The 20,077-nt window shown below is 56.6% G+C and carries 17 protein-coding genes; 15 read left to right on the top strand and 2 right to left on the bottom strand.

Features of this window, described 5'->3' with window-relative positions:
* Nucleotides 1-84: 84 nt before the first annotated feature.
* Both AAC01S_RS00165 and AAC01S_RS00160 read left to right on the top strand, forming a co-directional pair.
* A complete protein-coding gene (locus tag AAC01S_RS00165; protein ID WP_067616920.1) occupies nucleotides 85-1,038 on the top strand; it encodes an ABC transporter permease in 954 nt (317 codons plus the stop codon).
* An 85-nt stretch (nucleotides 1,039-1,123) separates the two neighbouring features.
* Nucleotides 1,124-2,035, top strand: a complete 912-nt coding sequence (locus AAC01S_RS00160) for an ABC transporter permease (RefSeq protein ID WP_067616918.1) — start codon at nucleotides 1,124-1,126, stop codon at nucleotides 2,033-2,035.
* A 77-nt stretch (nucleotides 2,036-2,112) separates the two neighbouring features.
* Here AAC01S_RS00160 and AAC01S_RS00155 read toward each other — a convergent pair whose 3' ends face one another.
* A complete protein-coding gene (locus AAC01S_RS00155) occupies nucleotides 2,113-3,324 on the bottom strand; it encodes an aspartate kinase (RefSeq protein ID WP_067616916.1) in 1,212 nt (403 codons plus the stop codon).
* Between the two features lie 182 nt (nucleotides 3,325-3,506).
* Entirely contained in the window at nucleotides 3,507-6,368 is a 2,862-nt protein-coding gene (dacB, locus tag AAC01S_RS00150; RefSeq protein ID WP_067616913.1) for a D-alanyl-D-alanine carboxypeptidase/D-alanyl-D-alanine endopeptidase, read from the bottom strand.
* A gap of 699 nt (nucleotides 6,369-7,067) precedes the next feature.
* Here dacB and AAC01S_RS00145 point away from each other — a divergent pair.
* The 13 genes from AAC01S_RS00145 to glnA all read left to right on the top strand — a co-directional run bounded on the left by AAC01S_RS00145 (nucleotide 7,068) and on the right by glnA (nucleotide 20,047).
* Nucleotides 7,068-7,991 carry an ArsR/SmtB family transcription factor gene (locus AAC01S_RS00145; protein WP_067616906.1) on the top strand — a complete coding sequence of 308 codons (924 nt, stop codon included), beginning with the start codon at nucleotides 7,068-7,070 and terminating at the stop codon, nucleotides 7,989-7,991.
* 212 nt (nucleotides 7,992-8,203) lie between these two features.
* Entirely contained in the window at nucleotides 8,204-9,595 is a 1,392-nt protein-coding gene (locus AAC01S_RS00140; RefSeq protein WP_245629980.1) for an ABC transporter substrate-binding protein, read from the top strand.
* 73 nt (nucleotides 9,596-9,668) lie between these two features.
* Nucleotides 9,669-10,565, top strand: a complete 897-nt coding sequence (locus tag AAC01S_RS00135) for a carbohydrate ABC transporter permease (RefSeq protein WP_067616902.1) — start codon at nucleotides 9,669-9,671, stop codon at nucleotides 10,563-10,565.
* A gap of 12 nt (nucleotides 10,566-10,577) precedes the next feature.
* On the top strand, nucleotides 10,578-11,483 hold the full coding sequence (locus AAC01S_RS00130) for a carbohydrate ABC transporter permease (protein WP_067617318.1): 906 nt from the start codon (nucleotides 10,578-10,580) through the stop codon (nucleotides 11,481-11,483).
* Nucleotides 11,484-11,540: 57 nt separating this feature from the next.
* Nucleotides 11,541-13,028, top strand: a complete 1,488-nt coding sequence (arfA, locus tag AAC01S_RS00125; protein ID WP_169793984.1) for an arabinosylfuranosidase ArfA — start codon at nucleotides 11,541-11,543, stop codon at nucleotides 13,026-13,028.
* 343 nt (nucleotides 13,029-13,371) lie between these two features.
* Nucleotides 13,372-14,274 (top strand): AAA family ATPase, encoded by a 903-nt coding sequence (locus AAC01S_RS00120; protein ID WP_217997806.1) that lies wholly within the window; start codon nucleotides 13,372-13,374, stop codon nucleotides 14,272-14,274.
* The gene (locus tag AAC01S_RS00115; RefSeq protein WP_067616900.1) at nucleotides 14,271-14,900 is read left to right on the top strand and encodes a GTPase; all 630 of its coding nucleotides are present in this window, start codon (nucleotides 14,271-14,273) and stop codon (nucleotides 14,898-14,900) included. The genes AAC01S_RS00120 and AAC01S_RS00115 overlap by 4 nt, the downstream gene beginning before the upstream one ends.
* Nucleotides 14,881-15,498 carry a hypothetical protein gene (locus tag AAC01S_RS00110; protein WP_067616899.1) on the top strand — a complete coding sequence of 206 codons (618 nt, stop codon included), beginning with the start codon at nucleotides 14,881-14,883 and terminating at the stop codon, nucleotides 15,496-15,498. The genes AAC01S_RS00115 and AAC01S_RS00110 overlap by 20 nt, the downstream gene beginning before the upstream one ends.
* Nucleotides 15,492-15,701, top strand: coding sequence for a hypothetical protein (locus AAC01S_RS00105; RefSeq protein ID WP_067616898.1), 210 nt, complete (start codon nucleotides 15,492-15,494; stop codon nucleotides 15,699-15,701). The genes AAC01S_RS00110 and AAC01S_RS00105 overlap by 7 nt, the downstream gene beginning before the upstream one ends.
* A gap of 4 nt (nucleotides 15,702-15,705) precedes the next feature.
* A complete protein-coding gene (gene hflX, locus AAC01S_RS00100; protein ID WP_245629979.1) occupies nucleotides 15,706-16,986 on the top strand; it encodes a GTPase HflX in 1,281 nt (426 codons plus the stop codon).
* Entirely contained in the window at nucleotides 16,967-18,199 is a 1,233-nt protein-coding gene (locus AAC01S_RS00095) for a methionine gamma-lyase family protein (RefSeq protein ID WP_157070980.1), read from the top strand. Before hflX ends, AAC01S_RS00095 begins: the two co-directional genes overlap by 20 nt.
* Nucleotides 18,200-18,287: 88 nt before the next feature.
* Nucleotides 18,288-18,680, top strand: a complete 393-nt coding sequence (locus tag AAC01S_RS00090; protein ID WP_067616893.1) for a MerR family transcriptional regulator — start codon at nucleotides 18,288-18,290, stop codon at nucleotides 18,678-18,680.
* A gap of 29 nt (nucleotides 18,681-18,709) precedes the next feature.
* Entirely contained in the window at nucleotides 18,710-20,047 is a 1,338-nt protein-coding gene (glnA, locus tag AAC01S_RS00085) for a type I glutamate--ammonia ligase (protein ID WP_067616891.1), read from the top strand.
* Nucleotides 20,048-20,077: the final 30 nt, after the last annotated feature.

The raw sequence follows: 20,077 nt of genomic DNA, 5'->3' as shown, positions 1-20,077 counted from the left end.
CGCTGAGCAATTGTTTCGATCCGCGGCGTGTCGTGGGGTACAACGGGTATCCCACGCACGTTCTTTTGCAAAAGGGGGATGCACATGGTCAGCTACATCGTGCGACGCATTGCAGAGGCCATCCCGCTGCTCCTGCTCATCAGCATCGTCACCTATTTTCTGATGAATGCGACGCCGGGTGGACCACTCGCGGTCTACCTGCACAACCCAAACGTCACGCCACAACAAATTCACGTGCTGTCCATCCAGATGGGGCTCAATAAGCCGTGGTATGTGCGTTATTTCAAATGGCTGTGGGCGCTCTTGCATGGCAACTGGGGCTACAGTTACTTTACCGGATCGCCTGTGATGCAGGAGATTGGCGAGCGTTTGCCAAATACGCTGATCCTCATGTTTGCGGCGTTCATCCTCTCGTTTGGACTGGGTCTGCCGCTTGGCGCGTATCTGGCGATGCGTCAATATTCATTTCAGGATCACGCGATGTCCTTATTCTCGTTCTTTGCTTGGGCGATGCCCAGCTTCTTCTTTGGCGTCATTCTACAGACCGTCTTCGCCGTGGATTTGCACTGGTTTCCGGTCTCCGGCATGTATTCCGCTTACGGTCCGCACACGTTTTGGGACTTGCTGTGGCACCTGGTGTTGCCTGCGTCTGTGCTCGGTCTCGGCAGTATGGCGAGTTGGAGTCGATTCATGCGCGCCGGCATATTGGACGTCATCCATCAGGATTTTATCCGAACGGCTCGGGCGAAAGGCCTGTCCGAGAAGAAGGTGATTATCCGGCATGCTCTGAAGAACGCGTTGCTGCCGATTATCACCATTGTCGGAATGGACCTGCCTGGTTTCTTTGGAGGCGCCGTGATCGTCGAACAGATTTTCTCCTGGCCGGGATTGGGCCAATTGTTCCTAAATTCACTCAATCAACGGGATTATCCTGTCGAGATGGCTGGGCTGCTCATTGGCGCGATCTTGCTGATTGTCGGCAACCTGTTGGCCGATCTGGCGTACGGCGTGTTTGATCCTCGGATCAAGTACGAATGAAGCGATTTTCTGGACGGCGACAAAGTTGGCCAATTCCAACGCGGTATGTCAGCGGTATGTCACCTGAGCGGAAGGGAGCGATTGTATGTCGCAAGTGGCAGAAGAGGCCGCAGTGCCAGTCATTCAATTATCGAGCCGACATCGGTACCAGTTTTTCAGGCGCCTGTTTCAACATCGCATGGCGTTGATTGGGACGATTGTGTTGACCATCATGGTGTTGGCTTCGTTGTTTGCTCCGTTTTTGGATCATCAGAATCCCGCCGCGCAAGATCTGTTCAACGTCATGTCGCCGCCGAGTCCGCGCCATCCCTTGGGAACGGACGATCTCGGCCGGGACGTCCTGGCGAGGTTGCTGTACGGCGGCCGAATTTCCTTTTTGGTTGGTTTCGGATCCATGATCATCTCCACCTCGATTGGGACCGTGTTCGGAGCTGTCTCCGGGTTCCTGGGGGGTGTGTGGGATCGGCTCATGATGCGGTTTGTCGATCTCCTGCTGTCGTTCCCGGCCATCTTTCTGCTGCTGGTGGTGTTGAACTTGCTCGGCGGCCAAGCGTCGGTCGGTGTGATGGTCCTCTACCTTGGCCTGTTCGGGTGGGGAGGACTCGCGCGCATCGTCCGTTCCCAGGTGCTCAGCATCAAGGAACAGGAGTACGTCGTCGCTGCGCGAATCGGCGGCGGTCGGACCATGGGCATTTTGTTGCGGCACGTCCTGCCCAACGCCATGGCGCCGGTTTGGGTGTCGACCGCCTTCAGCATGGGCGGCAGCATGCTGGCCGAGGCGTCGCTCGACTACCTGGGTTTTGGCCTGTCTCCTTCGATTCCATCGTGGGGGAATATGTTGGATGACGCGCAGAACTACATTGCGTCGAATCCCTGGATGATTCTGATACCGGGCTTCTCGATCACGATCGCCGTCGTCGCCATCAACTTCATCGGCGACGGTCTTCGCGACGCGTTGGATCCGAAATCGAGCATCGGCATGCAGCGACTAGGCTAGGGTCTAGCTGCCGGAGGCTCTGTCGTGCGCGCTCTCGGCGGCGTGTCGAAAGCGGATCGACGCTCGAACCGCGCCGCTCAGAGTGAGCATAGTTCAGTCTCAAACTCCTGATGCAGCGCGCGGACGGCGCGTTCCATGTCGCGCTGTTCGACGAGACACCAAATCGCGTTGTACGCGTTCCCGGAAAGCAGGATGCGGATGCCGTGACTGGCGAGTGTGCTGACCACTCTGGCAATGGTGCCTGGGTCGTTGGTGATGCCGGTTCCTACCATCGACACCCGCGCGCAATCGGAGATGGTGGTTGGCGCGAATCCGTGTTCAGCGAGCACCGCGATCGCGACATCCTTGGAGCTGTTTTGGATCGTGAAGGTCAGGCAGTCGCGTTCCATCGAGATGTAGTCGACATCGACGCCGCGACGCTGAAGAAGGGAAAGGACGTTTACGTTGTCGGCGGGCGGCCTTTCCAGCGAAATTTGCGCGATGTTCGACACCTGTGTGATGCCGGTGATGCACTGCGAATCCCAAGTTACCCGTTCCATGTCGCCTGCGGTGCAGCAGATGAGCGTGCCGGCGGTCGGTGACTCCACTCTCCGCACGCGAATCGGAATACTTCGCTGCATCGCGATTTTGACAGAAAGTGGATGAATGACGTTCGCGCCGTGATAGGCAAGGTTGTAGATCTCCGCATATGTCGCTCTTGTCCGGCAGCGGGCGTTCAGGACGATGCGAGGATCGGCCGTCATAATGCCCTCGACGTCCGTGAAGATCTCGACGCAATCCGCGCCCAGGGCCGTGCCGATGAGCGCCGCGGTCGTATCGCTCGTACCAAACCCCAGCCGAGTGAGCTCGCCGCTCTTGGTGACGCCTTGGCAGCCCATGACGACGACGATCTGTCCTTTCGCCAGAGATTCCAGAATCCGCGTCGGATCGATTTCCAAAATACGAGCGTCACTGTGTTGGTTGTCCGTAATGATGCCGGCTTGCTGACCGCTCAGGACGATCACGTCGTGCTTCCGGCTTCGCAGCGAAGAGGCGAGCGTCACGGCGCTGACGGTGTCGCGCGAGGCCCGGACGAGATCCAACTCGCGGGAGGAGATTCCGGCGGCGTGTTCGAGCGCGCTTGCCCCGCTTTCGGTCACGCTTAGCGCGGCGCGTCCGGTCAGGGCTGAGACCACGACCACCACCCCGCATTGCTGGGCTGCCGCCGCCTCGATATGTTCAATCGCGGATGTGCAAGTACTGGGTACCGCTACCGCGTTTCCACTGAATTTTTGAACGACGATCCGCATGCGGACTTCCCCCTCTGCCGAACAAGCAATATAATAATATATTTCAGTCGGCAATTCGATTGTATGAAACTATTGTTCATAATGTGTTCGAATTGGGCGGTCCGTGCCTTGGTGGGGAAAGAGCCCCCACGAACGATAGCATGGGGGCTCCTAGACCATCGGATTTGTTCGAGACTGTCCATTTACGACGGGATCGTTGGAGCAAAGCTGCCGTTCCACGGCAACTCGGCTTGAATCACCGTCACTGCGTATACGGTCCCGTCGGAGCCATTGATGTAACCTGCAATGCCTTCAACCTGCGGACTCTGGAATTTCCACAGTTTGTTTAAAGCCTGCTTGAGCGGCGCGTCGGCGGAGTTGTTGTACACGTTCGATAGCATGGCCGTTACGCTTGCCGGCGTGACGTAATTTTCGAGGCCAAGCGCCGTCGGATCCACAATCTGATCCGTGGATCCGAGCATCGCCGCAACCTTTCCGTAACCGCTCGAACCGAGGAGGTTGTACAGCTCTGTGGCGGTTTCGCTTGACGGTTGGCTCAGCAGCGAAGGCATCAAGCTCGCTGCGGACGGCGCCGCAATCGTCGCGACGACGTTCGAACCCGGATCGTGCGTCACGGACTGGATCCCGCCGCTCACCGTCACCCCAGCCTGCTTCAATGCGTCATTGTATGCCGTTGCCGCCACGGCTGCGGCGTTTGGCGGGGCCACCTGGATGGTCGCGGGTGCGCCTGGTCGAACTGCGCCAGTCAAGACGTACGTGTTGGTCCCATTTTTCAGCGTCGCCTGGATGCCTGCGTTCGACGTTCCAGCTGTCGCCGCGCCGCTCGCTCCAGGCGTACCCGTCGTGAGGTCGTTCACCACTTGAATCGGCGCGTCGGCCGGCGTGACAGTGACACTCGGTGTTTGGCCAGGCCCTTTGCTCTGTACGGTGAGTGTGACCATGTCATGGTTGAAAGACAGTGTAGAGGACGGCGGAGCCCAAACTTGCCCCTGATCATTCCAGGGTGCGTCATCGGGCCAGTACGCTCCAGCGGTGGTATCCACGTATTCGAGCGATCCGCTGACCGCCGTGATGCCAGCCTGTTTTACGGCCGCTGCGAGTTGCGCGAGGTCGGCGGCTGTCAGGGATGGCGAACCATGTCCGTCAATCACCAGCGAGCCGTTCAACGTGCCGTTGCTCACAGTGCCGTCGGCTTCCACGGCGACACCTTGAAACTGTGCGCCGCTCTGCAATGCCGCGGCACCGACAGCGAGGCGAGGCAGAAGGCCAGCGCGCATCAGCTTGTTTCCATTCAACGCATACACGGACTGCCCAGTCGCCGCGTTGACCACGGAAACGCCGAGGACGTCTCCAGAATTCGCCGCTGTTTGCAACTGCTGCAGGTCAGATGTCAATTCGGCCGGCAAGGCGCTTGGCACGGTTGGCGTTGCGCCCTCAACCGGCGTGCTTTGGCTCGCGTTTGTTGCCGAATTCGCGGCTGCCGGGTCAGCAGAAGCTGTTGGGACGTTCGGCCAGCTCGCCGCGTCGTCGATCATCTGATCCAATGGAGAGCCCGCGCCGTCATTCAACGACGTCGGCGCACCGTCGTCCAATATGGCGAACGCAATCAGATCGCCGTTTTCCGCCTGCGCATAACCGACGTAGTTCCATTGGTTGGAAAGGTTTCCCGTCTTCACCCACACGTTGGTGCCGGATGGAAGATTGAAGTTGTGCCCCGCCAGGATACCGGAATTGTTTGGATCGTTGACATGCATCAGTGAATTTCTGAACGCGTCGAACCATGGCTGTGTCGACGCATACGAAAGCAGGTTCACCATCTGCCTGGAACTGATCTCGTCGAGTGGCGAGAGCCCTGATCCATCCACAATCTGCAGCCCGCTCTGCGAGACCCCCGCCTTGTGCAGGAATGCCGACAATGCGCTTGCGGCCGTCTGCGGCGATCCGACGCCAGACGCGTTTGCGCCGAGCATCCGGTACAGGTTGTCCGCCATTTGATTGATGGAGAACTGGTTTTGGGTGATGAGCAGGTTCGCCAACGTGTCCGATTGATGCGTGGCGATGGTTTGCGTGTTGCTTGGCAAGGTGCCGGTCGTCGGATCGGACGTGAACGCGACGCCATCCTTCTTCAAGGCATCCTGGAACAGTGTGGCGGCGAACAGGGCGGGATTCCCGACGGAGAGGAAGTTGTTGGAGGTGTAGTGACCCGGCGCGATCGCGCCCGTGACAACGATATTGTTCGTGCCCAATTGCCGCGTGATCGAGATCGTGGAGGCTTGTCCGCTGTTGGTGGTTGCGTCGTTGACCACGTGAAAGTACTCAGGTGCGACCGCCGTGCCGTTGAAATAGAGATCCACCGTCGGTTTGCTTCCAGACGACGTGCCGGTCACTTTCACCTGAATTTCCGATCGCTCGGCCATCAAGGCGCTCACACCCGCAGCGTAGTTCTGCGGCAGGTCGCCCAAGGGCCAGCCAGTTTCGTAGGTCGGCGAAGTGAAGAGCGAACTCACTCCGACCACTTGGGTGGCAGATTTCACTTGCGCTGCAACCTGTTGCGCCAACGTTTCCAAATCGGACGCGCCATTGGCTTCAAGCCACGGATCGCCGCCGCCGACAAGGTAAATGGGGCCAGGCGTGGACGAAGAACTCTTTGCAAGTACATCGACCTTGGTCGTGTACTCGTCATTCGGGCCAAGTGCCGCCAACCCAGCCGCCGATGTCACCAACTTGGTCACCGACGCAGGGGTCTGCCGCATGTCCCCATGGATGGACGCCAGCGTCTTCCCTGTGGTGACATCGTACGCATACGCGGATACTGTGGCGTTGGCCAAGGAGGGGCTGGTGTCCACGATGTTGCTCCAAATCTGCTGCAGTGGGGTATTCACGGCAGTTGCGGACGCGCCTGACGCGGTCGCAGCATTTGCCGAGCCCGGCACCGCATACGCGTTGACGGTGCCTGCGGCGGTGAGTACCACCGTTGCAGCTGCGGCGGCGCGTAACGCGTTAGGAAGCTTGGCGGCGGCAGTTCGTCGATGTCGTCTCCCCATGATCCATCATCTCCCTTTGAATTTCGAATAGGTTTGCAAGATAGATTTGCAAGAAGAGATTGTCGATTTCATGGAGATTGTAAATCTGGGCAATCGAGAAAAATGTCGAATGATGACGTGTGATTGAAAAATTTTTTCGGTGGGTGGTCTGTGATACGTGATTTTGTGTTTTGCAAACCGGGCGCGCGGGCGAGGGGCAGCGGGGGAGATGAAGGCGAAGGCGAAGGCGAAGGAGGCAAATAAGCCGTCCCAGGCCGCTTAAGTGTGTCGAATCGCGTAATCGGCGCCGAATAAGCCGTTCATGGGCGCTTAAGTGACTGAAACCGCCGCATTTTGGGGGACGCGGAAGCAAATAAGCGTCTGAGAAACGCCTATTTGCCTTCGATCCGGCGAGTTCAACGACATAGGCGTCTCAGAGCCGCCTATTTGCCCATTCGGCTTCCGACAACACGCCGCACACCGTCGCGATCGGCCTCCCTAAGGGAACTTTTGCCCCACAAGTCGCTCTTCACCACGGTTTGTTGCAAGGCTCTACCATTGTGCAGAACACTCATCGTTTTTTGTATCTGAGATCATCGGGACAGATAACTGCCGTGTCGGTCAACGGGTCAATGCGGAAGCCTCACCTGTGCTTGCTGGCAAAGGATGTGCGAATTGTTTTATAATTGTTTAAAATAATCTGGGGATGGAGTGACTCTGGTGATTCATATTAAGGATTTACGCTCAAGTGTTGAATTGTTCAAGGCCCTCAGTTCGGAAGTGCGCGTCGAAATCCTGATGTTGCTGCAGCGACATGAGCGCCTGAATCTTGATGATATTGCGAAAAAATTGAATCTTACAAACGGAGCCATTACGCAGCATGTCCGCAAGCTCGAGGACAGCGGTCTGATTGTCACGGAAACGACTGGGGCCAGGCACGGTCTGCAGAAGTTCTGTTACCTCAATGAAAAGAAAATTGTCGTTGAGATTGATTCGGAAGAACAAGCGGACAACCTCTATGAGATTGAAATTAAAGTTGGCCATTACGTCGCTTTCGATGTTCAGCCTACGTGTGGTCTTGCGACCAAGGACAGCATCATTGGAGATTTTGATGATCCTCGTTATTTTGCCGATCCCGAGCACGTGAATGCCGAAATTGTGTGGCTTACGCGAGGCTATCTGGAGTACTGGATACCCAACTATTTGAAAGCTGATCGTCGTATTGAGGAGATCCAAATTATCGCGGAATTGGCGTCAGAGGCTCCTTCCTACAACGACAACTATCCTTCTGATATCTATTTCTACATCAACGGTGTGGAGGTTGGGTACTGGACGAGTCCAGGGGATTTTGGCGACGAACGGGGGAAGCAGAACCCGGACTGGTGGCCTCCTCATCTGAATCAATATGGCATGCTAAAACTTATCCGGATCAACCCAAGCGGCACGTTTATTGATGGTTGCCGAATCTCCGACGTGACAATTGACGATTTGCAGCCGTTTGATAAACACATGATCCCACTGCGTTTGGCGGTTCCGGACAAGGCTGTTCGGCAAGGTGGTCTTACGATTTACGGAAAGCACTTTGGTCATTATCAACAAGACATTATGGTACGAATTCTATACAAATCGAGCTTTGGTCATTAATTTACGACGAATTCATTATGAATTGGTATTGTTGTTTGTTTTAATATACCAGAAATCAATTTTGTTAATTATAAATTTATCGTTGACGAGGTTGCGTGAGGAGGATATTCTAAACATCAAGGAAAGCGCATTCATAACTACAAGATGAGCGTTTTCGTCGCGTTGCTTGCGCTATCCAAATTGGTACGTACAATTTTGATGGGGGGATCAATGTGAAGAGTCGTAAAGCAAAGTTCGGCGTCGCATGTTCTCTTGCCGGGGCTATGTCGGTTGCGCTCGTCGGCTGTACCGTCGGTTCGGCGAATGCCTCATCGAGTGCAAGCATCACGGCACCGAAGGAAGTCCTAACTGTCGGTGGGTTGCCGCTGCCAAAGTACACGCAAAAAGCGAACATTACATGGTGGAGCTGGGTTCCTAATGCCCAGACAGAGGTAAGTATCTTCGAGAAGTATTATCCGAATATTAAGGTCAAGTTGGTCGATGCAGGTGCGGGATCGACCGAATATCAAAAGTTCAGCACCGTCGTGCAGGCAGGCGCAGGCGTTCCTGACGTCGTCATGTTGGAATTTGACATGATGCCGCAGTACATCAATATGGGTGCACTCGCGGACATTTCGCAGTACGTCGGAAACCTCAAGAGTAAGTTCACGCCCTGGACATGGAACCAGGTATCTGTTGGCAGCAAAGTCTACGGTATTCCCGAAGACACAGGTCCTATGGGCTTATTCTATCAAAGCTCTGTATTCTCCAAGTATCACCTCTCCGTTCCTACCACCTGGTCGCAGTTTGAGCAAGAAGCGCTGAATTTCCACAAGAAAGATCCAAAGCAATACTTTGCATACTTCTCTAACAACGATGGCCAGTGGATGACCGGGCTCTTGTGGCAAGCCGGGGTGACGCCGTTCCAGGGTTCGGGAAACAATTGGAAGGTCGATATTGACACGCCACAAGCCGTGAAAGTGTTCACCATGTGGCAAAATCTCGTAAAGGCTGGCGCCGTTCAGAATATCGCGGCGGGATCGCCAGAGTGGCAAAAGAACATCAACAGCGGATTGTACGCGACAGCTGTCGGCTCAGCATGGTACGACAGCGAAACGCTTGTTCCGTACGATCACAATCTGACCAAGCACAAGTGGAGGGCTGCCATCATCCCACAATGGTCGCCTGGAAATACCATGGATGGGGACTGGGGCGGATCGGTTCAAGCCGTGACAAAGGTCTCCAAGTATCCTGAGGCTGCAGCGATTTTTGCTGCATTCATCAATGCGGCTCCTGTGGAGTTGACGCATGATGTGGCGCCAGCCAAAGATGGCGGCGGCGGTCTGTTCCCGGCCGCGATCGCAGGGTTCAACATTCCAGCGTTCAAGGCGCCCAACCCGGCTCTCGACAACCAGCCCGCGAACGTCGACATCTTCGAGAAAGAGTCTTCGCGTGTAAACACCAAGTTTCAGTGGTCGCCATGGACGAGTTACGTGTTCAACGAATTGCAGACCGAGATCGAGAAGGCTTTCACAGGCAAGGAATCTGTCCAACAAGCGCTTGCCAACGTTCAGCAGCAGGTGGTCAACTACGCTCGCTCGCAAGGTTACAATGTGACGACTTAACGCTCGAGTCTGGCGCCCTCGACGCGTTCGCGCGGGGGCTGCTGGCAAACCTGCAGTAAAGAGGTGAGTATTCGTGACACAATCGGGCTATGGCAACAGGCAGGTCTCGTCCTGGGCGTTCCTCGTACCTTTCTTATTGCTGTTCTTGGCCTTCTTGTTCGTGCCAATGGTATACGCTTTTTACAGCAGTTTGTTCATCAATCGCATGGGCCAAGAAGTTTTCGTCGGCTTTCGCAACTATCTGAACGCGTTTCAGGATGCCGCGTTTTGGGGATCGGTGCTTAATGTGATCCGCTACGCCGTCATTCAGGGCGTCATCATGCTGGTGTTGTCGATTGCGCTCGCGCTCCTTCTCGACACCCGGTACGCCCGGTTTAAACCGTTTTTTCGGCTTGTTTACTTCTTGCCGTACGCGGTTCCCGGCGTGTTTGCTTCGATTATGTGGGGCTTTCTCTACTCGAAACCACTCGATCCTTTGCTGCAGGCTCTACATGTTGATCCACTCTCGTCCGGCGCGCTGCTCTACGCAATCGTAAACATTGCGACATGGGAGTGGGCTGGATATAACATGACGTTGTATATCGCGTCGCTCACGGGCGTATCAAGTGAAATGTACGAAGCCGGCGTGATGGACGGGTGCAATGAGTTTCAACTGGCCTGGTACATCAAAGTGCCTCTGTTGCGGCCGACCATCGTGATGACCATTATCCTCAGCTTCATTGGATCCATGCAGTTGTTTAACGAACCGTTCTTGCTCAGCGCGCTAACCCCTATTTCGCAGACGTTCGCACCCAATCTCGACATTTATTCGATGGCGTTTGGTCTGACCAATTTGCCGTACGCAGCGACGCTTTCGGTCATTCTCGGTGCCATTACGATTTTCATTTCGTGTGTTGCGATGATGGTCACACGTCTCATTCAAGGAGCGCGATCACGCCGCAAACATGTCGCGCTGGCGGTGGAGGTGTGAGTGTTGATACAAATGGAATCACGGCCCAAAGCGGAGCGCGAAGCGGTCAGGACGTTCGCGGCCTGGAAATGGATGGTCAGTGTCGTCGTAACGCTGCTGTTGCTTCTTGTTGCATGTTACTTTCTGATTCCGGTTGTTTGGCTCTTGATTGCAGCCACCAAGACGCAGGCTCAATTGTCGTCGACGGGGATCTTCAGCTTGCCGTCCCATTGGGCTCTGTGGCACAACGTGGTACTCCTTTTCACGTACAGTCACGGGATTTACGTACGATGGTTCATCAACTCCGCCATCTATGCGGGAAGTGTCGCGATTCTCACGTGTGTCGTGTGTTCCATGGCCGCCTACGCCCTTGCCAAACATGTTTTTCGCGGGCGTGAAGCCACTTTCTATCTGATTCTCCTCTCCATGATGATTCCGGGCACGGTTGCGGCCATTCCGTTGTTTGTCATCGAGCAGCCCCTGCACCTGGTCAATACCTATATGGGTGTGATTCTTCCTCTTGTCGCCAGTCCCTTCGGTGTCTACTTTTTGCGTATCTACATTCGCGACGTTGTACCCAACGAGATGCTGGAGGCGGCGAAAGTCGATGGGGCGCGGGAGGCGACGATATTCTGGCAAATTGTCGTACCCATTATCCGCCCGGCACTAACCACACTCTTTTTGATCAGTTTCATCGGTACGTGGAACAACTTCTTTCTTCCGCTTGTGCTTCTGCACAATCAGTCGCTCTATCCGTTGCCCGTCGGCATTCAGTTGCTGTTGAGTTTGATCAGTACACCAGCAGCCGATCAGTCGGTGCCGATTTATCAGCTCGTTATCACAGGTTCACTGATCTCTATTCTTCCAATGATCATCGGCTTCATCCTGTTTCGCAAACATATCGTCACGGGTCTTACCCAAGGCAGCGTCAAGCTCTGATGTCTGCCTATCTCATATCAGCGAGGAGAATGCAAATTGGCGAAAACCATTGCGCGCATGACCATTGATCCGCAATATCAGCTGGCTGATGTCGATTCTCGTCTGTTTGGCTCGTTCATCGAGCACCTTGGTCGGGCTGTGTACGGAGGCATCTACGATCCCGGGCACCCGTCCGCAGACGAACTCGGATTTCGACGAGACGTCCTTGCGTTGGTGCGCGACCTTCAGGTTCCCATCGTACGCTATCCAGGCGGAAACTTTGTGTCAGGCTATCGATGGGAGGATGGAGTCGGCCCGATTGAATCGCGGCCGGCGCAGTTGGATCTCGCGTGGAGAAGTTTGGAACCCAATCGAATCGGCTTGAATGAGTTTGTCGAGTGGTCCAAGCGCGCTGGGGCGGAGGTCATGATGGCCGTCAACCTCGGTACGAGGGGCATTGAAGAGGCAAAACAAATGGTGGAGTACTGCAACCATCCGGGCGGCAGTTATTGGAGCGATCTCCGTCGGTCACACGGACACGTCGATGCGCATCGCATCAAGGTATGGTGCTTGGGCAACGAAATGGATGGTCCATGGCAGATTGGACACAAGACGGCGGACGAGTATGGCCGAACTGCGGTCGAGGCGGCGAAGTTGATGAAATGGGTGGATCCGACGATAGAATTGGTCGCGTGCGGCAGTTCGAATTCGCAAATGCCCACGTTTCCTGAGTGGGAGCGAATTGTGCTCGAACACACGTACGATCACGTCGAATACATTTCCATGCACAGTTACTACGGAAACCGCCATAACGATCTGCCAAGTTATTTGGCGCAGTCGCTTGATATGGATCATTTCATTCGTTCCGTCATTGCAGCGTGTGACTACGTCAAAGCGAAAAAGCGCAGTCGCAAGACGATGTCGATTTCATTTGACGAATGGAACGTATGGTTCCACTCAAACGATGCGGACAAACAAGTGGAGCCGTGGCAGGTGGGGCCGCCGTTACTCGAGGACGTGTACACGTTTGAAGACGCGCTGGTCGTCGGCTGTTTGTTGATCACGCTGTTGCGTCACGCGGATCGGGTCAAGATCGCCTGCCTTGCGCAACTGGTGAATGTGATTGCGCCCATCATGACAGAGAATGGCGGCGCTTCCTGGAAACAAACCATCTACTACCCGTTCCTGCACGCTTCACGATACGGCAGAGGTACCGTGATGCACACGGCCTTGCAGTCGCCCAAGTACGACTGCAAGGAATTCACGGATGTTCCGTATGTTGAATCGGTGGCCGTGTGGAATCAAGAGGCGGGCGAATTGACGATTTTCGCGGTCAATCGCGATCAACACGAGCATGCGTTATTCGAATGCAATGTTCGAGGCTTTGCTGGAGCGAGCGTGATTGAGCACACGGTGCTTGCGCACCCCGACCTGAAGGTGGTCAATACGAAAGAGCACCCGGAGGAAGTGGCGCCAACGCAATTGCAAGGGGCGGCCGTCGACGCAGGTGTCTTGTCCGTCCAGTTGCCCAAACTGTCGTGGAACGTGATTCGGCTGCGTGTGTAAGCTCGTGTCAATGCGCGACGTCGGCCAGGAGTGCCGGTGTGGTTTGAGAAGGCTGGCGAGCGGGGCTGCGGTCCCGATTGCCAGCCTTGTTTGTGTTGTTCGGCGGCGCCACACGCGTATACCGCGCTATGATCCACGGCATTCCTCTGCTCTGGGCGATCACCCATTTCTCCGACCCTGCATAGGTTGACGAAGCAGGCGACCACAGAGTCAATCACAAGAAACCGCGAGGTGGTCTGGGATGATGTCACAGGGCGGAAGCGGAAGACACGGTGGAAACCGTGTAAAACCTCCGGATCCGACGCTGGTTCACAAGGTGATCGACGAATACGAACGGGGGCAGATGGCTCTCACGGAAGCATTGCAGCAATTGACAGGACGGTCGGGCAACTCGACGGCGACGAACACGCCTGTCATCGAAAAATCCCGCCTCTTGTCGTTGTTGACGGAACTGGATGCGCTCGTCGGATTGGATGAAGTGAAGCGCATCGTGCGAGAGATATTCGCCTACGTGTACGTACAGCAATCTCGAGTTCGCCAACATCTGAAAGCGGATCCTGTCGTGCTTCATATGGTGTTTTTCGGGAATCCAGGGACAGGCAAGACGACGGTCGCGCGTTTGTTGGCCCGGCTGTTTCACGAATGCGGGCTGTTGTCGCAAGGTCACCTGGTCGAGGTGGAGCGCGCCGATCTCGTCGGCGAGTACATCGGCCATACGGCGCAGAAGACGCGCGAACACATCAAGAAGGCGCTCGGCGGCGTGCTGTTCATCGATGAAGCGTACTCGCTCGCCCGAGGCGGCGACAAAGATTTCGGCAGGGAAGCGATCGACTGTTTGGTCAAAGGGATGGAAGACTACAAGAACCAATTCATCGCCATCCTGGCTGGATACGAGCGAGAGATGGAATGGTTTCTGTCGATGAATCCGGGATTGCCGAGCCGTTTTCCGATTCATATTCACTTTCCTGATTACGATGCCGACGCGCTGTTGAAAATCGCCAAGCGGGCGTTGGCGGATCGACAGTATCGCATGAGCGTGGACGCCGAAATCACATTGCGCCGGCGCATTCAGGAAGTCTTGCGCGAGGTGCGGCAGGAACCGTTCAGCAACGCGCGCTGGGTGCGAAATGTCGTGGAGGACGCGGTGCGCAGGCAAGCGGTTCGGCTGTTTGAACACCGAGATCCCAAGCGGGACGATCTGATGCTGATTGAAGCCGCAGACTTCGCAGGGGGGGCCAGGCTATGAACGGAGAGACGTTGGTGATTGGGCGCGTGAATGCGGGCAAGACGTCGTTCTGTCTGCGTTTGGCGCGACACCTCAAGCTGCGTGAATTGAATTGGCTTGTGGAGCGGACCGATGGCGTTCGCGAGAAACGGCGCATGCTGCTTTCCGAAGCGGACGCTATCTTGTCTTCCGACGAGCCGAACCGGACGCGGGAGATGCAGACGTTGTTGTTGTCCGTTCCGCGGGGCAAGAGCGATCAGGTCGTGCGGGTCACCGACAGCGCTGGTCTGATGGAAGGGCTGCACGAGAATGAAGACGTTCGCAGGGCGATGGCGCAAACGCTGCGGGCGATGATCGCCGCGCGCGGCATATTCCACGTGGTCGACGCGGCGGCGCTTGGCCGCATGCTCGCGGGGCAGTCAAAACTGGCTCAGGCGCGCATGAACGCGCTCGATGAGCAAATGTTCGCGATGGGCCAGATGAAAGATCGGTATGTCATTCTGGCGAACAAAATGGATTTGCCGATGGCGCGGGAAGGCTACCGATGGTTAAAGGCGCACGCTGCGAAATATCCGGTCGTTCCTATCTCAGCCCGAGATGGTACCGGGTTCAACGAGGTGAGGCGCCATGTTTGGCGGCTGGCTTGAGACGCTGCACGTCGCGCTGGCCCTGCTGTTCTCCGGCGCCGCCGTCAAGTTGATGGATGATGCGCTCGATGCCGAGTTCGATCTCTGTCAAGGCAAGCGCACACTCGCGGCTCGGCTCGGGAGAGCGGCGCTCCCATATTCCTTAGCCATGCTGGCCATCGGCGTGGCGCTCAATCCAGGCATGGCCTTTGCGGCGTTCTTTGGCAGTTACGCGGTCGGCATGTTCGCAAGGCCCGGTGAACAACTGCCCACTCGCTTGCCGGCCTGGGTCGAAATTGTTGCGGCGATCGCCATTTCGGTGTTGCTCGTAGGGTGGCGGGACACGTTGTGGGGCGTCGCGATGATGGCGGTCGTCGATTGGCTCGACGACGTCATGGATCGATACCGGGACGCGCAAACGGGACAGTTCAATGTCGTCGTGCGATTTGGGTTGATCGAAGTGCTCTTTGCGCTCTTGGGGATGTTCTGCGTTGCGCTGTACGCCGACATCGAAGCCACTATTTTCGCGTTCATCGTGCTGGTGATCCTGAATATCGTGTCAGAACTGACGACCGTGCGCATCTTGGTGCACGACGAGGAGGCGAGTGAATCGTGGTAGTATTTTTGATTCCTGCTGGCGTGTTGTTTGCGCTCGCTGTGGTATTCTACCTCGGACGGCAAATTGGGCGGACTGAGGGCAGACGGACCGCCGAAGCGGAATGGCCCATCGAGATGCGTGCGCGCTTGCAACTTGAAGGCCGCTGCCCAATTTGCGATGATGCCAGAAGATATCCAATTCTCTCTTCGCAGAAACAGGGGTGACCTTTTGACGGAAGATCGGGATCGAATCATATTGGCGATGTGTCAAATTGGTCGGGAAAGCGACGAACGCTTCGCGTACCGACAAGACGAGTTGGTGGGCTTGTGCGAAGCTGCCAACGCAGATGTGATTGCGGTCGTGACGCAAAACCGGCCCATGGTCGATCAACGAACGTTTCTCGGCACAGGGAAAATCGACGAGTTGGCCGCGCTGGCTGAAGCCAATGAAGCTTCCTTGATTGTCGCCGACAGAGAGCTGTCGCCGGCGCAGATCCGCAACTTGGAACGGCTCTTGCCCTGCCGGGTCATCGATAGAACGCAGCTGATTCTCGACATCTTTGCCCGCCGCGCGGTGACCAAAGAGGGCAGGGTGCAAGTCGAGATGGCGCAGTTGGCTTATCTGATGCCGCGCCTGACGGGACGCGGGGTCGAATTGTCGAGGCTTGGCGGCGGCATTGGCACAAGAGGTCCCGGCGAGACGCAGCTGGAGTTGGATAGGCGCCGCATTCGAACGCGGATGGCCAGTCTGCGCAAAGAGCTCGCGGAAATCGAGCGCCAGCGCGAGACGGCCCGCCAGCGCAGACGGCGCGATGTCCCGGTGGTGGCCTTGGTCGGCTACACCAACGCGGGCAAGACGACCCTGCAGGCCAAGTGGGTCGCCGACAAGGGCGGCAGTGCTTCGCAGGCAGGCCACAATCGCTTGTTTGACACGCTCGATCCGGCGGCGAGGCAAGTCAAAACGAAACTGGGCCATCCATACGTCGTGATCGACACGGTAGGTTTCGTGGAGGACTTGCCGCACCATCTGGTCGAGGCGTTTCGCGCGACGCTGGAAGAGGCACGGCACGCGGACGTCATCGTCATCGTCGTCGACGCGGGGCATGAACCTGGGTTGCACCTGGCGACGACGCGGAGTGTTCTGCGCGACTTGAAGGCGTTGGACAAGCCCATTATTACCTTCTTTAATAAGATGGACGTGATCAAGGTGCGTCCGGGTCCTGACGTGGGGGCGGTCGAAACCGTCTACGGATCCGCGCGGGCTGGCGATCTGCTCGCGTTGTACGAAGCGGTGGAGAAGCAGCTTGGACTCGACGAAGTGAGAGTGACCATTCACGCGAAGCAGGACGACGTGGCATGGAATCACCTCCTTCGCAACGGTAGAATCGAACATGCCGACGAGGTGTCCGAAGGCGAGTGGGAAGTCACAGCGATCACCAGCCGTCGGGACGCTCGGGTTTGGCAAGTGAATCGACAAGATGGGAGTCAACATGACAATCAGAGCCAGTGAATATATACGCGAATGTGCTGCCGAGATCGAAGCTTCGCAGCAAGTGTTGAACGACATCGCGCTTGCCAATCAGGAGCGCGTGCTGGAGGCGTTTTGGCGACACAAGATAGGGCAAATCGATTTGGCGGGATCGACCGGGTACGGCCTGTCCGACGCGGGGCGGGACAAGTTGGAGGCCGCGTTCGCGGACGTGTTTGGCGGCGAACGGGCGTTGGTCAGGCCGCAGATTGTGTCTGGCACGCACGCCATCACGCTTGGTTTGTTTGGCGTGTTGCGGCCTGGCGACGAAGTTCTCTTCGCGACCGGGCTTCCGTATGACACCTTGCATGCGGTGCTCGGGTTGCGCGAAGCCGTCGGCTCGATGAAGGAATGGGGGATTGGCGTGCGAATCGTCGATCTCGACGAACACGGCGGGGTCGATATCGACGCTGTGATCGCTGCGGTCTCGGAGCGCACCCGCATGGTGATGTTTCAGCGATCGAGGGGGTACTCGCTTCGGCCCTCGATCCCGATCTCCGAATTGGAGAGGCTGTTCCATCGCTTGAAATCGGCGCATCCGAACATCGTCATTGGCGTCGACAACTGTTACGGCGAGTTTGTGGAGTCGCGTGAGCCGTGCCACGTGGGGGCGGATTTGGCGATGGGGTCGCTCATCAAGAATCCGGGCGCCGGCCTGGCGCCGACGGGCGGCTACATCGTCGGCAAGGAAGCGCTGTTGGAAGGTGTGGCGGCGCGCCTTGTCGCACCTGGAACCGCGGCGGAATATGGACCGAGCGGACCCTATTTGCTGCCGTTCTACCAGGGGCTGTTTTTGGCGCCGCACACCGTGATGCAAGCGGTGAAAGGGTCGCTGTTGTTCGCTCAGGCCCTGACCGGGCTGGGCTACAAGGTCTCACCCCATCCCCATGCGCCGCGCACCGACCTGATTCTGTCCGTGGAGTTGGGCGATCCCGACACGCTGTTGGCGTTCTGTCGAGCCATACAATCTGCGGCGCCCATCGACGCTTATGTGCGGCCCGAGCCGGATGCGATGGCGGGCTACGCCGACGCCGTCGTGATGGCGGCTGGAACGTTCATTCAAGGGGCTTCACTGGAATTGTCTGCCGATGCGCCGATGCGAGAGCCGTATGTCGCCTACGTGCAAGGCGGTCTCACGTATGAACACACGGTGATCGCGCTGAAAAAGGTGATCGAGCAAATTGTTCCAAAATGACGTTAGAGAAAATGACATCAGTGATTGTCGGCGCGGTTTCCTCATGTTAGGATAAGGAATCATAGGTCTTAGGATGGGGGGACGCGCAGTGGATTTGAATGACCGTCGGCAGCTTCCGCTGTTTTCTATCGGAACTGTTCAAAAATTGACTGGCCTCAGTGCGCGTCAAATCCGCTACTACGAGGAGCATGAGCTCATCCAGCCCGCTCGGACAGCAGGCAAACAGCGTCAGTTTTCGTTTGAGGACGTCGAGCGTTTGATGCTGATTCGGCAATGGCTTGACGAGGGTCACAACATGGCTGGCGTGAAGCGCAATTTCGCAGAGCAAGAGCGGAGACAGAAAGCGGCGAAGACGATGCCGAAACAAGAGATATCCGACGCTGAGGTCTATAAGTGGCTGGAACGCGAATTGATGGAAAAACGAGGTCATAGTGAGTCGTTATTTCAGGGCGATTTATCGCGGTTCTATCGGAATCGCTGAACGAATCCTGGGAAGACGTGGAGGAAACTATGCGCAAACAGTATAGCAAGGATGACATTATAAAGCACGCAGAAGAGAATAATGTTCGCTACGTTCGGCTCCAGTTTACGGACCTTTTGGGTATCGTCAAAAACGTCGAGATTCCTGTGGATCAGTTGCCGAAGGCGCTGGCCAACAAGATGATGTTCGACGGTTCGTCGATTCAAGGGTTCGTTCGCATCGAGGAATCGGACATGTACCTCGTGCCAGATTTGGCCACGTGGCTGGTGTTCCCCTGGGATACGCCGCAGGGCAGAGTCGCACGGCTCATCTGCGACGTGCATCTTCCCGACGGCACGCCTTTCGCGGGCGATCCACGGTCTGTGCTCAAGAACGTCGTCGCCAAGGCGAATGAAATGGGATTCTCGGCCTTCAATGTTGGGCCCGAACCGGAGTTCTTTCTCTTCAAACTGGATGAGAAGGGCAATCCGACGCAGGATCTGAACGACGAAGGCGGCTACTTCGACTGGGCTCCGGTCGATCTCGGCGAAAACTGCCGCCGTGACATCGTCGTCACGCTGGAGAACATGGGCTTCGAAGTCGAAGCGTCGCACCATGAAGTCGCGCCTGGTCAACACGAGATCGACTTCCGGTACGCGGATGCGGTCGAAGCGGCCGACAACATCACGACGTTCCGTTTGGTCGTCAAGACCGTCGCCCGCCAGCATGGGTTGCACGCGACGTTTATGCCGAAGCCGCTGTACGGCATAAACGGTTCCGGCATGCATACGCATTTGTCGTTGTTCCGCAACGGTGAAAACGCCTTTTACGACGCTTCCGACGAGATGGGGTTGAGCGATACCGCACGCTATTTCCTCGCCGGCGTCCTGGAGCACGCTCAGGCTTTCACGGCCATCTGCAACCCGACCGTCAATTCGTACAAACGACTGGTTCCCGGCTACGAGGCGCCATGCTATATCGCGTGGAGCGGAAAAAATCGGTCGCCGCTCGTACGCGTTCCTGCGGCGAGAGGTCAATCGACGCGGATCGAAGTTCGCAGTCCCGATCCGTCGTGCAACCCGTACCTCGCCATCGCGTCGCTGTTGGCTTCCGGATTGGACGGGATCGAGCGCGAGTTGGAGTTGGCGCCGCCAGTCAACCGCAATATCTACGTGATGACGGAGAGCGAGAAGGAAGAAGCGGGTATCCGAAGCCTGCCTTCCAATTTGCACGAGGCAACGGAGGCGTTGCTTCATGATCAGGTGCTGGTCAACGCGCTCGGACATCACGTGCTGCTGCACTTTGTCGAGGCGAAGCGGATCGAGTGGAACATGTTCCGGACGCAAGTGACCGAATGGGAGCGAGAGCAGTATCTGACGCTCTATTGATTCATGCGCCTGGAAACCGGGGCTGTCTGC

Source organism: Alicyclobacillus acidiphilus NBRC 100859, from assembly GCF_001544355.1.
Taxonomy (GTDB): domain Bacteria; phylum Bacillota; class Bacilli; order Alicyclobacillales; family Alicyclobacillaceae; genus Alicyclobacillus; species Alicyclobacillus acidiphilus.
The sequence above is the reverse complement of the archived record's forward strand: the minus strand, read 5'-3'. Positions and strand labels throughout refer to the sequence as shown.